Annotated in this window: 13 protein-coding genes; 9 read left to right on the top strand and 4 right to left on the bottom strand. The window is 69.5% G+C overall.

All coding sequences use genetic code 11. The features are described 5' to 3' along the window. Positions 1–32: 32 nt before the first annotated feature. Both V2J85_RS21470 and V2J85_RS21465 read right to left on the bottom strand, forming a co-directional pair. A complete protein-coding gene (locus V2J85_RS21470) occupies positions 33–1247 on the bottom strand; it encodes an alpha/beta hydrolase family protein (RefSeq protein WP_261951744.1) in 1215 nt (404 codons plus the stop codon). 198 nt (positions 1248–1445) lie between these two features. Beyond that, positions 1446–2105 carry a TetR/AcrR family transcriptional regulator gene (locus tag V2J85_RS21465; protein ID WP_261951745.1) on the bottom strand — a complete coding sequence of 220 codons (660 nt, stop codon included), beginning with the start codon at positions 2103–2105 and terminating at the stop codon, positions 1446–1448. Positions 2106–2220: 115 nt separating this feature from the next. On the opposite strand from V2J85_RS21465, the gene V2J85_RS21460 reads away from it, so the two are divergent. Next, a complete protein-coding gene (locus tag V2J85_RS21460) occupies positions 2221–3822 on the top strand; it encodes an MFS transporter (RefSeq protein WP_261951746.1) in 1602 nt (533 codons plus the stop codon). A gap of 552 nt (positions 3823–4374) precedes the next feature. Further along, the gene (locus V2J85_RS21455) at positions 4375–4800 is read left to right on the top strand and encodes a peptidase inhibitor family I36 protein (protein WP_261951747.1); all 426 of its coding nucleotides are present in this window, start codon (positions 4375–4377) and stop codon (positions 4798–4800) included. A gap of 128 nt (positions 4801–4928) precedes the next feature. Here V2J85_RS21455 and aceE read toward each other — a convergent pair whose 3' ends face one another. Beyond that, entirely contained in the window at positions 4929–7661 is a 2733-nt protein-coding gene (gene aceE, locus V2J85_RS21450) for a pyruvate dehydrogenase (acetyl-transferring), homodimeric type (RefSeq protein ID WP_330822477.1), read from the bottom strand. 519 nt (positions 7662–8180) lie between these two features. Here aceE and V2J85_RS21445 point away from each other — a divergent pair. The 6 genes from V2J85_RS21445 (at position 8181) to V2J85_RS21420 (ending at position 12753) form a co-directional block, all read left to right on the top strand. Next, positions 8181–8612, top strand: coding sequence for a DUF3052 domain-containing protein (locus V2J85_RS21445; protein WP_030414571.1), 432 nt, complete (start codon positions 8181–8183; stop codon positions 8610–8612). Positions 8613–8757: 145 nt separating this feature from the next. Further along, positions 8758–9216, top strand: coding sequence for a peroxiredoxin (locus tag V2J85_RS21440; protein WP_261951749.1), 459 nt, complete (start codon positions 8758–8760; stop codon positions 9214–9216). A gap of 169 nt (positions 9217–9385) precedes the next feature. Further along, positions 9386–9961: a TerD family protein gene (locus V2J85_RS21435; protein WP_261951750.1), complete on the top strand. Its 576-nt coding sequence runs from the start codon at positions 9386–9388 to the stop codon at positions 9959–9961. A gap of 179 nt (positions 9962–10140) precedes the next feature. Beyond that, positions 10141–10716, top strand: a complete 576-nt coding sequence (locus V2J85_RS21430; RefSeq protein ID WP_261951751.1) for a TerD family protein — start codon at positions 10141–10143, stop codon at positions 10714–10716. A 52-nt stretch (positions 10717–10768) separates the two neighbouring features. Beyond that, a complete protein-coding gene (locus tag V2J85_RS21425) occupies positions 10769–11911 on the top strand; it encodes a DUF475 domain-containing protein (RefSeq protein WP_330822476.1) in 1143 nt (380 codons plus the stop codon). A 98-nt stretch (positions 11912–12009) separates the two neighbouring features. Further along, entirely contained in the window at positions 12010–12753 is a 744-nt protein-coding gene (locus tag V2J85_RS21420; RefSeq protein WP_261951753.1) for a TerD family protein, read from the top strand. A gap of 31 nt (positions 12754–12784) precedes the next feature. Here V2J85_RS21420 and V2J85_RS21415 read toward each other — a convergent pair whose 3' ends face one another. Continuing rightward, positions 12785–13903: a TerD family protein gene (locus V2J85_RS21415; protein WP_261951754.1), complete on the bottom strand. Its 1119-nt coding sequence runs from the start codon at positions 13901–13903 to the stop codon at positions 12785–12787. A gap of 218 nt (positions 13904–14121) precedes the next feature. On the opposite strand from V2J85_RS21415, the gene V2J85_RS21410 reads away from it, so the two are divergent. Continuing rightward, positions 14122–15294 carry an HpcH/HpaI aldolase/citrate lyase family protein gene (locus tag V2J85_RS21410; protein WP_261951755.1) on the top strand — a complete coding sequence of 391 codons (1173 nt, stop codon included), beginning with the start codon at positions 14122–14124 and terminating at the stop codon, positions 15292–15294. Positions 15295–15319: the final 25 nt, after the last annotated feature.

Genomic DNA, 15319 nt, shown 5'->3' with positions numbered 1-15319 from the left:
GTACCGGCGGGAACCGGCCGTCTCGCGGGACCTCAGGCGAGGCCCGTGCTGCAGTGCGGGTCGTCGGTCGCGCAGGCCACCGAGTCGAGCGAACCGACCCCGACCAGAGCGAAGTTGCGCAGGCTGCGGGTGCCGGGCGCGAAGTAGCCGGCGTGTCCGACGGCGCCGTCGGCGGACAGGATCCGGGAGCCGAAGGACGGATCGACCGGGTCGGCGCCGTGGCCGAGCCCGCCGACCTCCAGGTACGGCACGTCCTGGATCCAGTCGTCGGAGTCCCGCATCGCCCAGACCCGGGCGTGGGTGCCGAGCCCGGAGAGGCTTTCCGCCCGCATGCCGGGGCTGCCCGCGACCGCGATGTCCTCGACGTTCGCCGGCAGGTGCCGGGCCGCGACGCCGCACACCACGGAGCCGTAGCTGTGGCAGAACAGCGAGATGGTGTCGGAGGACGGCAGTGACTTCACCAGGGCGCGCAGGCGGACCGCGCCGGCCTCGGCGAGGTTCCCGGTGGCGGCCTCGACGCCGAGGCCGGACGGCGTGGTGTAGTCGGCCCAGGCGATCACGGCCGTCCGCACGCCCGGCTTGGCCGCGCGCTCGGCGTCGTAGAGGGAGCGCCCCATGCCGACGGGCGCCGCGGTGGCCCGTGCGGTCCGTTCGAAGGTCGACAGGTTGGTGTCCACACCGGGCACCACCACGGAGACCCGCTTCGCCGCCGGAAGGCTGCCGAAGACCTCGGCGGCCCGGCCGCCGCCGGCCGGATCGAAGGCGAGGATCTGCCGCCCGGGGCTCATCATCGACTCGAAGCGGTGCATGAGCCGGCCGGCCTCCTGGCGGCCCACGGGCGTGAGCCGGTGGTCGGCCATCCGCCGCTTCTCCACGGCGCGGGCGTCGTCGATCGCCATCCGGTTGGCGCGGTAACGCAGTGCGACGGGCGCGCCGCCCATGTTGCCGACGACCAGCGGATAACGGGCGGCGAGCTGCTGCTTCTGGGCAGCGGTGAGCGCGGCGAAGAAGGTCCGCAGGCTGGCCGGGGAGCCGTTGGGGTCGGGCAACGGACGCCCGAGGAAGGTGGCGTGCTTCCAGGCGGTTCTGGCCGTGGCCAGGGGGTTGGCGTCGTCCTTGGTGCCTCTGACGGCCGTCCAGCCGGTCATGGCGAGCATCACGAACACCACCGCCAAGGCGAGTGCCGCACGCCAGGCGGTGGACTGCAGAAAACCGGAGGAGGGGCCCAGGCCCGGGAAGGAAGTCACCGCGGGCCACCCTAGGAGACCGGGCAGGCCAGCTGCCGGGCCCGTGAGTGATATCACGTTTCGCGGCGGGTATTTCGACCAAACCGGACATGAATTGCTGATTTCCCGCGCTCAGTCGTGCAGGGGCGGTCTCATCATGCGGTTAATGGGTTGCTCAACGGCGGCTGTCCGTTACAGGTAGTTGTGGGGGGTTCGGCCTCAGCGGGCGGAACGCCAGTCGCCGCCGATCGCCGGCTGGATGTGGTCCAGATAGGACTGGGTCAGCTCACGGATGGACGCCACGCTGCAGTCCGGGCCCTCGCCCCACACCTTGCCGGCCACCCGCATCACCCCGCAGAACGCGGCGACCAGCACCCGCGGCCGCGGATCGGCTTCGACGTCCAGCCCCTCGCGCCGGGCGATCAACCCCGCGATCCGCTCCTCCAGTTCGGACGAGCGCCGCAGATGGGAGGCCACGAGCGTGGGTGTGGACTCGATCATCCGGTACGTCCGCATGTGCAGCTCCACCGGGATCACCGACTCGATGGCGCTGCCGATGTCGTCCCACGCCACCATCACCGCGCTGCGCAGCGCCGTCAGCGGGTCCTCGGCGGCGGGGCGTGCGGTCAGCTCTTCGAGGAAGCGGGCCTCGACCATCTCCTGGACCGCGAAGGCGACGTCCTCCTTGTTGGCGAAGTACCGGAAGTACGTCCTCTGGGAGACGTCCACCGCCTCGGCGATCTCGTCGACGGTCGTCTCCTCGTAGCCCTGCTCCGTGAACAGTTCGAGCGCCGCGCGGATCAGGGCGTCGCGGGTGCGCTGCTTCTTGCGTTCGCGCAGTCCGCCTACGGGGGACGTCTGCGGCGTCGAGGTGGCCATCCTGCGCCGCCTTTCCGTGGTGTTCTCGCTGCTCAGGTTACCTGTGAGGGAGATGACAGTTACCGAATCATGAATTGCTTTGTCAATTGTCAGACGCTGACATTAGCCTCTGGGTATGAGTTCCCAGACCCCGGTCGCCCACGCCGCGCCGGAACTTCCCGTACCGGAGCCCCCGAGGGGGCTGCGAGGCCATCCGTGGCTGACCCTCTTCTCCGTCGCCATCGGCGTCATGATGGTGGCCCTGGACGGCACGATCGTCGCCATCGCCAACCCGGCGATCAAGGAAGACCTCGGCGCCTCGTTCGGCGACGTGCAGTGGATCACCAACGGCTACATGCTCGCCCTGGCCGTCGCGCTGATCACGGCCGGAAAGCTCGGTGACCGCTTCGGCCACCGCCAGACCTTCCTCATAGGCATCGTCGGTTTCGCCGCCGCCTCCGGAGCCATCGGCTTCTCCAGCCAGGTCACGCTGGTCATCGTCTTCCGCGTGTTCCAGGGCCTGTTCGGCGCGCTGCTGATGCCCGCCGCCCTCGGACTGCTGCGCGCCACCTTCCCGGCCGAGAAGCTCAACATGGCGATCGGTATCTGGGGCATGGTCATAGGCGCCTCCACCGCCGGCGGCCCCATAGTCGGCGGACTGCTGGTCGAGCACGTCAACTGGCAGTCCGTGTTCTTCATCAACGTTCCGGTCGGCGTGCTGGCCCTGATCCTCGGCCTGGTGATCCTCAAGGACCACCGCGCGGAGAACGCCCCCCGCTCGTTCGACGTCCCCGGCATCGTGCTGCTCTCCGCCGCGATGTTCTGCCTCATCTGGCCGCTGATCAAGGCGACCGACTGGGGCTGGGGTGACATGAAGACCTGGGGCTTCCTGATCGGGGCCGTGGTCCTGTTCGCGCTGTTCGCCCTCCTGGAGACCAGGGTCCGCGAACCGCTCATCCCGCTGCGGATGTTCCGCTCCGTGCCGCTGACCGCCGGCACGATCCTGATGGTGCTGATGGCCTTCGCCTTCATGGGCGGCCTGTTCTTCGTGACGTTCTACCTGCAGAACGTCCACGGCATGACCCCCGTGGACAGCGGCCTGCACCTCCTCCCGCTCACCGGCATGATGATCGTCGGCTCGCCGCTGGCGGGCGCCCTGATCACCAAGTTCGGCCCGCGCATCCCGCTGGTCGGCGGCATGGTCCTCACCGCGGTCGCCATGTACGGCATGGCCGGCCTGGACACCGGCACCGGCACCGGGCCGATGTCCGTCTGGTTCGCGCTGCTCGGCCTGGGACTCGCGCCCGTCATGGTCGGCGCCACCGAGGTCATCGTCGGCAACGCCCCCCTGGAGCTCTCCGGCGTCGCCGGCGGCCTCCAGCAGGCCGCCATGCAGGTCGGCGGCAGCCTCGGCACGGCCGTGCTCGGCGCGGTGATGGCCTCCCGCGTGGAGAACGACCTCCCGGACAAGTGGCAGTCGGCCGGCCTCCCGCCGATCCCGCCCGCCCAGATGCCGAAGGTCTCGGATGCCGTCTCGGCCGGTATCGCACCGGTCCCGAAGCACACCCCGCCGGAGTTCGCGCAGAAGATCACCTCGGTCGCGCACGACACCTTCGTGTCCGGCATGGGCCTGGCCTTCACCGTCGCCTGCGGTGTCGCGGTCGTCGCGGCGGTCGTCGCGCTCTTCACCAAGCGCGGAGCGAACGCCGAGGCGGGTGCCGGCGTCGGCCACATCTGACCCGGGCCGCCGGGGCGTGTGAGCGCCCGGGCTCGCCCGCATCACCCGGCGCGCGGCCGGTCGAGGCACTCCTCGGCCGGCCGCGCGCCGTCGCATGCGTTGCCGTTGTGCCGGCCGCGGATGCCTGGCCGCGGTCGCGGATCCGCGGGGCCGACCGCGTCAACCAGCCACTCCGGGCCGCCGCACGGTCCCATCGGCCAGGAACCAAGCGGCAGTTGACCCCTTCCGCAACGCCGAATCCCTCATCCTGGTGAGCCGTGCCGGGAACCGACCTGGCTCCCGCGCGCATTACAGGCGACGCCCCTGCCCCCGCCCCCGGCAGGTGTCAGCGAAGAACGGTTTCCGCGGCCCGCCCGGCCGCCCCGCGCCACGTCAACCTCGTACGCCGCGGCCCCGCTTCGGGCCGGTCCGCTTGTCCACATACCTGATCCGGGTGGTGGACCCGGCCGGGCCTTGGCAACCGCACCGCGGCCCGGCGAAGGTCGATGACGAACCCGCCGCGGGCAGCCGCCCGCCGCGGCACGTCACGTACCTCACGGGGGAGAGATTCCTATGCGTCTGCGTCTGCGCACGTCCACCACCACCGCCACCGCGCTGTTCACCGGCCTCGCCACCCTGGCCGCCGCGCTCACCCTCCCGACCGCGCTCGGCACCGTCCCCGCGCACGCGGCCACCACCGGCCGTACCGCCGCGGCCTCGGGCCCGTGCGCGGCGGGGCAGCTGTGCCTCTGGCCGAGGGCGGACTTCGCCGGCAAGCGGCGGACCTTCGAGCTGTCCGACACGGACATCGAGAGCTGCATCGCCTTGCCCAAGGGCGTCAGCGCCGCCTCGTTCGCCAACCGGATGGGCCGGCCGGTCACCACGTACCAGAGTGCGGAGTGCGCCGAGACCGCCGAGTACAACACCTACCCCGGCGGCGGCACCTGGGTGCCCCGATCCCCTTACCAGGTAAGGGCGTTCAAGGTGTGGGAGCGATGAACCGCGCACCGGCGGTCCCACCGCGGGGTGCCGGCCCGCCGGGCCGCACACCACCGCGCCCCCCGGCCGGTGGAGGACACCGGCCGGGGGGCGCGAGGGAAGCGGTGCGGCGGCAGGCCGCGGGAGGATCAGGCGTCGCCGCCGGCCTCACCCGCGTCGGCGGCCGCGACGTCCAGGAGCTGGTAGCGGTCGATGGCCTGCTTCAGCAGGGAGCGGTCGACCTTGCCCTCCTTGGCGAGCTCGGTGAGCACGCTCAGGACGATGGACTGCGCGTCGATGTGGAAGAAGCGACGGGCCGCGCCACGGGTGTCCGCGAAGCCGAAGCCGTCGGCGCCCAGCGACTGGTACGTACCCGGGACCCAGCGGGAGATCTGGTCCGGGACGGCACGCATCCAGTCCGAGACCGCGACCTTCGGGCCCTCGGCGCCCTGGAGCTTCTGCGTCACGTACGGGACGCGCTGCTCCTCCTCCGGGTGCAGCAGGTTGTGCTCCTCGACGTCCACCGCCTCGCGGCGCAGCTCGTTCCAGGAGGTCGCCGACCACACATCGGCCTTGACGTTCCACTCGTCCGCGAGGATCTGCTGGGCCTCGACCGCCCACGGCACCGCGACGCCGGAGGCGAGGATCTGGGCCGCGTGCTCGCCCTTCTCGCCGGCCTTGATGCGGTGCAGACCCTTGAGGATGCCCTCGACGTCGACGTCGGCCGGCTCCGCGGGGTGCTGGATCGGCTCGTTGTAGACGGTCAGGTAGTAGAAGACGTCCTCGGCGTTCTCGCCGTACATCCGCCGCAGACCGTCCTTGACGATGTGCGCGATCTCGTAACCGTAGGCCGGGTCGTAGGCGACACAGGCCGGGTTCGTCGAGGCCAGCAGCTGGGAGTGGCCGTCGGCGTGCTGGAGGCCCTCACCGGTCAGCGTCGTACGACCCGCGGTCGCGCCGAGCACGAAACCGCGCGCGAGCTGGTCGGCCATCTGCCAGAACTGGTCACCGGTGCGCTGGAACCCGAACATCGAGTAGAAGACGTAGACCGGGATCAGCGGCTCGCCGTGCGTGGCATAGGCGGAGCCCGCCGCGATCAGCGAGGCCGTGCAGCCCGCCTCGGTGATGCCGTCGTGCAGCATCTGGCCGGTCGGCGACTCCTTGTAGGCCAGGAGCAGTTCGCGGTCCACCGACTCGTACTGCTGGCCCAGCGGGTTGTAGATCTTGGCCGACGGGAAGAACGCGTCCATGCCGAAGGTCCGGTACTCGTCGGGCGCGATCGGCACGAAGCGCTTGCCGATCTCCTTGTCCCGCATGAGGTCCTTCAGGATGCGGACGAACGCCATGGTCGTGGCGATCTTCTGCTGGCCCGAGCCCTTCTTGGCGCCCGCGTAGGCCTTGTCGTCCGGCAGATGCAGCGGCTCGGCGCGCACGACACGGGTGGGTACGTACCCGCCCAGCGCCTTGCGGCGGTCGTGCATGTACTGGATCTCTTCGGAGTTCCGGCCCGGGTGGTAGTACGGCGGCAGGCCGTCCTCCAGGTCCTTGTCCGGGATCGGCAGGTGCAGCCGGTCGCGGAAGCCCTTGAGGTCCTCGACCGTCAGCTTCTTCATCTGGTGGGTCGCGTTGCGGCCCTCGAAGTTCGGGCCGAGCGTCCAGCCCTTGACGGTCTGCGCGAGGATCACGGTCGGCTGGCCCTTGTGCGCCTTGGCCGCCGCATAGGCCGCGTAGATCTTCTTGTGGTCGTGACCGCCGCGGCCCAGGTGCAGGATCTGGTCGTCGGTCATGTTCTCGACCATCTTCCGCAGACGGTGGTCGTCGCCGAAGAAGTGCTCGCGGATGTACGAGCCGGTCTCGGTCGCGTACGTCTGGAACTGGCCGTCGGGGGTGCTGTTGAGCTTGTTGACCAGAATGCCGTCGCGGTCCTGTGCGAGCAGCGGGTCCCAGCTGCGGTCCCAGACCAGCTTGATGACGTTCCAGCCGGCGCCGCGGAACTGCGACTCCAGCTCCTGCATGATCTTGCCGTTGCCGCGGACCGGGCCGTCCAGGCGCTGCAGGTTGCAGTTGACGACGAAGGTCAGGTTGTCCAGGCCCTCGCGGGCGGCGATGGACAGCTGGCCGAGCGACTCGGGCTCGTCCATCTCGCCGTCGCCGAGGTAGGCCCACACGTGCGACTTGGAGGTGTCGGCGATGCCGCGGGCCTCCATGTAGCGGTTCATCCGGGCCTGGTAGATCGCGCCGAGCGGGCCGAGGCCCATCGAGACGGTCGGGAACTCCCAGAAGTCCGGCATCAGCCGCGGGTGCGGGTAGCTGGACAGACCGTTGGGGGCCTTGGACTTCTCCTGGCGGAAGGCGTCCAGCTGGGCCTCGGACAGCCGGTCGAGGAGGAACGCGCGGGCGTAGACACCGGGCGAGGCGTGGCCCTGGAAGAAGATCTGGTCGCCGCCGTCACCCTCGTCCTTGCCCCGGAAGAAGTGGTTGAAGCCCACGTCGTAGAGGGAGGCGGAGGACGCGAAGGTGGCGATGTGACCGCCGACGCCGATGCCGGGGCGCTGGGCGCGGGACACCATGACGGCGGCGTTCCACCGGGTCGCGTTGAGGACCTTGCGCTCGATCTCCTCGTTGCCGGGGAAGAACGGCTCGTCCTTGGTCGCGATGGTGTTGACGTAGTCCGTGCTGCGCATCTCCGGCACGGCCACGCGCTTCTCGCGGGCCCGCTCGATCAGCCGGAGCATGAGATAGCGGGCACGTTCCCGGCCTCGCTCGTCGACGGCCGCGTCGAGCGAGTCGAGCCATTCCTGGGTCTCTTCGGGATCGAAGTCCGGGACCTGGCTGGGAAGGCCGCCAATGATGATCGGGTTTCGATCGGATCCGGAAGCCACGCTGTTCCTTCGTGTTCGGGTCGTGTCGTGCTCCGCACGTTATTCATGCCGTGCACGGGACGAATGCTGTCTCTGCCTTGGTGTCGCGCCGTCTTCCATCGTGTACCGAGCCACAGCGATACGTCACCTCTACCGATGGGTAACCATCCGCTGAGAGATGGCGCTGAAAGGGCCGATTTCTCGCGTCGGCCAAATCGCAACCATACGCCCATGCGGAAAGTGCTTCGCGTACGGACGTACGCCCTCCGAAATGAGATCCGGTACCGGGCCCGGCCACCCCCCGAAGGGACCAGTCACGCGCGACTACCCGATAAACCCCGCAGAACGCTGTGGTGTGAATCACTTCACCCTGTCTTCCGGGGGTCGCGGTTGCGGCGAGACGCCGCCAAACGTCACCGTTTCGGCGGTCTGGACCGCCGGGTACTTGCGCGATCCGCCCGGCCCGTGTGGACTACGCCCAATGCTCCGCGCACGCGCGGGGTCCCCGAGCATTTTCCGAAACATGACAGGAGGCAATCCGTGAGCGCGACCGCGGACCACGCGGAGGAGCGGACCAACCCTGCCGCCAGGCTGGGGTTCGAGCCCGGACAGGTGGTCCAGGAGATCGGCTACGACGATGACGTCGATCAGGATCTCCGCGAAGCCATTGAGACCGTGATCGGCCAGGATCTCGTCGACGAGGACTACGACGATGTGGCCGACGTCGTTCTGCTGTGGTTCCGCGATGAAGACGGCGACCTCACGGACGCGCTGGTGGATGCCATCGGTCTGATCGACGAGGGCGGCCAGATCTGGCTGATGACGCCCAAGACCGGCCGTGACGGCTACATCGAGCCCAGCGACATCAACGAAGCCGCGCAGACCGCGGGCCTGTCGCAGACCCGGAGCATCAACGCGGGCAAGGACTGGACGGGCAGCCGGCTGGTCACGCCCAAGTCCGGCAAGCGCTGAGCCGCAGGCCCCTCACTCGCCACCGAGCCCCCTCCGCCCTGTTCCGGAGGGGGCTCGGACCCGTTCAGGTCGGGTCCCCGGAGGGGTGCCCCGGCGCGTAGGGTGGTCGCGTTCTGTAGAGCGTGAGCGGAAGGGAAGCACCCCCATGGCGATCGAGGTCGGCACGAAGGCTCCGGATTTCGAGCTGAAGAACCAGCACGGCGAGCTGGTCAAGCTCTCCGACTTCCGCGGCGAGAAGGCCGTCGTCCTCCTCTTCTACCCGTTCGCCTTCACCGGCGTGTGCACCGGCGAGCTGTGCGCCCTCCGCGACGAGCTGCCGAAGTTCGTCAACGACGACGTCCAGCTGCTGGCCGTCTCCAACGACTCCCCCTTCTCGCTGCGCATCTTCGCCGAGCAGGAGGGCCTGGAGTACCCGCTGCTGTCGGACTTCTGGCCGCACGGCGAGGCCTCCCGCGCCTACGGCGTCTTCGACGAGGAGAAGGGCTGCGCGGTGCGCGGCACCTTCGTCATCGACAAGGAGGGCGTGGTCCGCTGGACGGTCGTCAACGGCCTGCCCGACGCCCGCGACCTGAACGACTACGTCAAGGCCCTCGAAACCCTCTGAGCCGGGGCGCTCTCCCACCCGCCGGTCCCGCCGCGCCGACATCCGCACCGATCCGGGTGCGATATCTGCAATCGGTGGGAACCGGTCACTAGGATCAATTCGTTGATCCGATGCCATGCACGATGGGGGCGCAAATCTTTACGTACCCCTCGAATCTACGGGAGGACTCGTGGGAGTCAGCCTCAGCAAGGGCGGCAACGTCTCGCTGACGAAGGAAGCCCCCAATCTGACCGCGGTCGTCGTCGGTCTGGGCTGGGACGCGCGTACCACCACCGGTACGGACTTCGACCTGGACGCCAGCGCCCTGCTGACGAACGACCAGGGCAAGGTGGCCAACGACCAGAACTTCGTGTTCTTCAACAACCTGAAGAGCCCGGACGGTTCGGTCGAACACACCGGTGACAACATCACCGGCGAGGGCGAGGGCGACGACGAGCAGATCAAGGTGAACCTCGCCGCCGTGCCGGCCGATGTCGCCAAGATCGTCTTCCCGGTGTCGATCTACGACGCCGAGACCCGCCAGCAGAGTTTCGGCCAGGTCCGCAACGCCTTCATCCGCGTGGTCAACCAGGCCGACGACAAGGAGCTGGCGCGCTACGACCTGAGCGAGGACGCCTCGACCGAGACCGCCATGGTCTTCGGCGAGCTGTACCGCAACGGCGCGGAGTGGAAGTTCCGCGCCATCGGCCAGGGCTACGCCTCCGGCCTGCGCGGCATCGCCCAGGACTTCGGCGTCAACGTCTGATCGGCCCCGAGCCGATCGCCGACGTTCGGCCGGGCAGCGCCGCCGCGGTGGCCGCCCGGCCAGGAGAGTGACCGCGCCCGGCGCCGTACGCCCCGTCCGGGGAGTGCGGCGCCGGGCGCGCGTGAAGGACCCGGGCCGCGCCAGGGCGGGCCCGTACGACACCGGGGAGGAAGCGAACGATGAGTGTCACGCTCGCCAAGGGGGGCAACGTCTCCCTGTCCAAGGCCGCGCCGAATCTCACCCAGATCATGGTCGGCCTCGGCTGGGACGCGCGGTCCACGACCGGCGCACCCTTCGACCTCGACGCCAGCGCGCTGCTGTGCCGGGAGGGCCGGGTGCTGGGCGACGAGTACTTCGTCTTCTACAACAACCTCAAGAGCCCCGAGGGCTCCGTCGAGCACACCGGTGACAACCTCACCGGTGAGGGCGAGGGCGACGACGAGTCGATCCTGGTGGACCTCTCGCAGGTCCCCGAGCAGGTCGACAAGATCGTCTTTCCGGTCTCGATCCATGAGGCGGATCTGAGGGGCCAGAGTTTCGGCCAGGTCAGCAATGCTTTCATCCGAATCGTCAATCAGGCCGACGGCAGTGAACTCGCCCGTTACGACCTGAGCGAGGACGCGTCGAGCGAAACCGCGATGATCTTCGGTGAGGTGTACCGCTACAACGGCGAATGGAAGTTCCGGGCGGTAGGACAGGGGTACGCGTCGGGTCTGCGGGGCATCGCTCTAGACTTCGGGGTCAACGTTTCGTAAAGCGCCGCGCGCTGCGCGCGGGGGACCCACACAGCGAGGGATTGGGTAGGCAGTGCTCCTGAAAACCTTTGGCTGGTCGTTCGCCATCACGGTGGTCGGTCTCGCCTTGGCCGGCGTGCTCTGGGGGTGGCAGGGGCTCGCGATTGTCGGGATCCTGTCCGTTCTGGAGATCTCGCTCTCGTTCGACAACGCCGTCATCAACGCAGGCATCCTGCGCAAGATGAACGCCTTCTGGCAGAAGATCTTCCTTACCGTCGGCATCCTTATCGCCGTGTTCGGTATGCGGCTGGTCTTCCCGGTCGTCATCGTCGCGATCACCGCGAAGCTGGGGCCGATCGAGGCGGTCAAGCTCGCCCTCAACGACAAGGTGCACTACCAGGAGCTGGTCACCAGCGCCCACCCGGCCATCGCGGCCTTCGGCGGGATGTTCCTGCTGATGATCTTCCTCGACTTCATCTTCGAGGAGCGCGACTACAAGTGGCTCTCCTGGATCGAGAAGCCGATGGCCAAGATGGGCAAGCTCGACATGCTCTCCGTGATCATCGCGCTGGTCGCCCTGCTGGTGAGCGCGATGACGGTGGCGACGAACGTCGCGCACGGCGGTGGTGACAAGACCGCCACGGTCCTGCTGTCCGGCGTCGCGGGCCTGATCACGTACCTCGTCGTCGGCGGCATCTCGGGCTACTTCGAGGGCAAGCTGGAGGAGGACGACGAGGACGAGGACGGCGAGGAGGCCACCGCGGCCGCCGCGACGCCCGCGACGAAGGGCGCCGGCTCGGCGCTCGGCCTGGCCGGCAAGGCCGCGTTCTTCATGTTCCTCTACCTCGAGGTCATCGACGCGTCCTTCTCCTTCGACGGCGTCATCAGCTCGTTCGCCATCACCAACGACATCTTCATGATGGCGCTGGGCCTGGGCATCGGCGCGATGTACATCCGCTCGCTGACGGTCTTCCTGGTCCGCAAGGGCACCCTCGACGACTACGTCTACCTGGAGCACGGCGCGCACTACGCCATCGGCGCGCTCGCCGTCATCCTGCTCGCCTCGATCAAGTACGAGATCCCCGAGGTCGTCACCGGCATGATCGGCGTGGCGCTGATCGGCCTCTCGTTCGCCTCGTCGGTGATCCGCAACCGGCGCGAGGGCAAGCCGGGCGACACCTCCGGAGCCGAACAGGAAGTCGTGTCCGGAGTGTGACGCGGGTCTGATTGAGGAACGCTCTCTGCGGGGCGGCCATGGGGTATGGACCCCGGGCCGCCCCGCGGTAATTGGGGCCGAACAATGGGGTGGGCAAGGTGTCGTTCCTGGGGAACCTGTGGCGCGGTGGCGCCCAGAAATACGACTTCGACAGCGGCGGGGCGTCGTACGTCGTCGAGCTGACGAAACGCAGTCCGGTCATCTCGCTGACCAAGCAGGGCGCGGCGGCCGGGCATCTGCGGGTCAATCTGCACTGGCAGATGCGGACCTCCGACTTCCACGAGCGGGTCGGGCAGGGCAGGGGCGGGCTGCTGCGGCACCCGGGCAAGCTGTTCAAGCCCGAGATCGTCCAGGCGCAGGGGCCGGCCGTGGTCAACGTCGACCTGGACCTGGCCTGCCTGTATGAGCTGAAGGACGGCACCAAGGGCGTGGTGCAGCCGCTGGGCAACTTCCTCGGCGACCTCAACGGCCCGCCGTTCGTCCAGCTCAGCGGCGACGACCGGTTCGGTTCGGGCTCCGGCGAGACGCTGTACATCAACCTGGACCACCGCGACGAGATCAAGCGGTTACTGATCTTCGTCTACATCTACGACGGCACACCGGCCTTCGACCGCACGCATGCGGTCGTGACGCTCTATCCCAGCAGCGGACCGCGGGTGGAGGTCAAGCTCGACGAGCGGGCGCCGCAGGCCCGGTCCTGCGCGATCTTCACGCTGGAGAACGCCAAGGGCGAGCTCACGGTGCGCCGCGAGGTCAAGTACGTCTACGGCTTCCAGGCGGAGCTCGACCGGCTGTACGGCTGGGGGCTCCAGTGGGGGCGCGGGTACAAGTCCAAGGTCTGACCCGCACCCCGCCCGGTCGGCCGGCCGTCGGCTACCGGCGCTGGAACTGGGGGCCCTGCGGCGGCAGCACGAAGGACGGGTCCGGCGCGGGGTACTGCTGGGTCGGGTAGCCGTACGCCGGGGCCGGGGGCGGCGGTTGCTGCGGATAGCCGTACGCGGGCGGCTGCTGCGGTGCGTACTGCGGCGGCGGGCCCGGGTAGCCGTAGCCGGGCTGGGCCGGGGGCTGGGTGGGCGGCGGCGGGACGTGCGCCGGGTAGCCGTAACCGCCGCCGGTCGTCGGCGCGGCCGCGGGTGCCTGGGGTGCGGCGCCGGGCGGCGGCAGCGGAGCGGCCGAGAACGGCTCGGGCATCGCGTCCGCCACGTGCTGGGTGACGGCCTCCGGGTCCGCCAGCGGGTAGCTCTCCGCGTCCGCCGCGGCTCCCGGGCCGGACGCCCCTTCGGGCCAGGTGCTCGGGGGCGGGGTGACGGCGTCGGCAGGGGCCGGCTCGCTCCGCGGGGACGGGGCGACCGCCGTCGTGGCGTCCGAGGCGGACGACGCCGCTTCCGGTGCTGCCGCGGGGGCCGTTGCCCCGGCATCCGCGGGCGCGTCGCCGCCGGCCGCGCCGTCGTTGTCCTCCACCGAGATGCCGAACTCGGTCGCCAGGCCCGTCAGGCCGCTCTCGTACCCCTGCCCCAGGGCGCGGAACTTCCAGGACTCGGCACGGCGGTACAACTCCCCGCAGATCAGGGCGGTCTCGTCGCCGGTCTCGGGCTCCACGTCGAAGACCGCGATCGGCTCACCGTCGCCCGCAGCCGCGTCGTACAGCAGCACCCGCAGGTCGGCTACGCCCGCGAAGGCACCGCCGTCGGACGATGCGGCCAGTACGACCCGGTCGATCGACGGATCCAGGCCGGCCAGGTCCGCCTCGATGGTTTCGGCCAGACTTTCGTCGAGCCGGGCCTTGGGCAGATGCCGCACCAGACCGCTGGGATGCCGCGGCTGGTTGTAGAAGACGAAGTCCTCGTCGGAACGCACGCGCCCCTCGGGCCCCACCAGCAGTGCCGAGGCATCGACGTCGGGGACGTCGGCGCCGGGTGTCCAGCGCAGGACGGCCCGGACGGCCGTGGCGTCGAGGGGTACGTTCGACCCTTTCAACATCGCGTGCGTCATGCCGCAATCCTGCCTTCCCGGAGGTGGCAGGGACAACGCGGGGCACGCGAGCCGGTGCGTCGGGCGTCCGTCCCGACACCCGGGCGCCTCACGAGGGTTACGTGATTTTCACGCCCGTGGGAACCAACCCCACCCCCACAGACGTACGATTACCGGCTGGATCCAGACAGCGAGACGCAGCGGGGGTGCCCGGGTCCCGCAGGTAATCGGGGAGTTATATGCGGCATTTTGGGCATCTTCCGCCCGACATCCGGAAGACACTGTTCCACCAGGAGCCGGTGGAGTTCACCGCCGATTCCCCGGCCCGCACGCTCGCGGTCGCCCTCGGTGCCACCCTCTACAGCCCCGCCACCCGGCCGCGACTCGCCGCCGATGTCCTCAAACAGGCCGGGCGCGGCGTGCTGTCCATGGTGCTCTGTCTGGAGGATTCCATCAGCGACGGGGACGTCGCGGCCGGCGAGGAGAACCTCGTACGGCAGCTCGGACTGCTCGACGAGGCGGCCGAGGCGGGCACGGACCTGCCGCTGCTGTTCATCCGCGTACGGGCGCCCGGGCAGATTCCGGATCTGATCCGCCGTATCGGACCGGCCGTGCGCCGGCTGTCCGGATTTGTACTTCCGAAGTTCACCGAAGAACGTGGCGTGCCGTTCCTCGAAGCGCTGACCGCGGCCGAGTCCGTATGCGACCGGCGGCTGTTCGCGATGCCGGTACTGGAGTCCCCGGAACTGCTCCACCTGGAGAGCCGTCCCGAGACGCTCCAGGGCATAGCCCGCACCGTCGACAAATACCGGGACCGCGTCCTCGCCCTCCGGCTGGGCGTCACGGACTTCTGCTCCGCCTACGGGCTGCGCAGGGCGCCCGACATGACCGCGTACGACGTCCAGATCGTGGCCTCCGTGATCGCCGACGTGGTCAACGTGCTGGGCCGGGCGGACGGCACCGGATTCACCGTCACCGGTCCGGTCTGGGAGTACTTCCGGCTGCACGAGCGGATGTTCAAGCCCCAGCTGCGCCGCTCGCCCTTCCTCGGCCGCGCCGAGGAGCTGCGCACCGCGCTGATCGAGCACGACATGGACGGCCTGCTGCGCGAGATCGAACTGGACCGCGCCAACGGCCTGCAGGGCAAGACCTGCATCCACCCCTCGCACGTCGCGCCGGTGCACGCCCTCTCGGTCGTCAGCCACGAGGAGTTCAGCGACGCGGCCGACATCCTGCGGCCGGAACGCTGCGACGGCGGGGTGCTCCGCTCGGCGTACACGAACAAGATGAATGAGGTGAAGCCGCACCGCGCCTGGGCGGAGCGCACCCTGCTGCGCGCCGAGGCGTTCGGCGTCGCGCGGGAGGGCATCGGGTTCGTGGAACTGCTGACGGCGAGCCTGCCGCAGACCTGAGCACCACCTGGGACCTGGGACACGG

Origin of the sequence: Streptomyces bugieae, from assembly GCF_036352915.1 — a bacterium.
Classification (GTDB): Bacteria; Actinomycetota; Actinomycetes; order Streptomycetales; family Streptomycetaceae; genus Streptomyces; species Streptomyces endophytica.
Note: the sequence above shows the minus strand (reverse complement) of the source record. Positions and strands in the feature narration are given on the sequence as shown.

What these genes read in the sequence shown, in the direction of transcription:
- V2J85_RS21465 (WP_261951745.1), bottom strand. Translation starts at nt 2,105, where the DNA reads ATGGCCACCTCGACGCCGCAGACGTCCCCCGTAGGCGGACTGCGCGAA.
- V2J85_RS21460 (WP_261951746.1), top strand. Translation starts at nt 2,221, where the DNA reads ATGAGTTCCCAGACCCCGGTCGCCCACGCCGCGCCGGAACTTCCCGTA.
- V2J85_RS21455 (WP_261951747.1), top strand. Translation starts at nt 4,375, where the DNA reads ATGCGTCTGCGTCTGCGCACGTCCACCACCACCGCCACCGCGCTGTTC.
- V2J85_RS21440 (WP_261951749.1), top strand. Translation starts at nt 8,758, where the DNA reads ATGGCGATCGAGGTCGGCACGAAGGCTCCGGATTTCGAGCTGAAGAAC.
- V2J85_RS21430 (WP_261951751.1), top strand. Translation starts at nt 10,141, where the DNA reads ATGAGTGTCACGCTCGCCAAGGGGGGCAACGTCTCCCTGTCCAAGGCC.
- V2J85_RS21415 (WP_261951754.1), bottom strand. Translation starts at nt 13,903, where the DNA reads ATGACGCACGCGATGTTGAAAGGGTCGAACGTACCCCTCGACGCCACG.
- V2J85_RS21410 (WP_261951755.1), top strand. Translation starts at nt 14,122, where the DNA reads ATGCGGCATTTTGGGCATCTTCCGCCCGACATCCGGAAGACACTGTTC.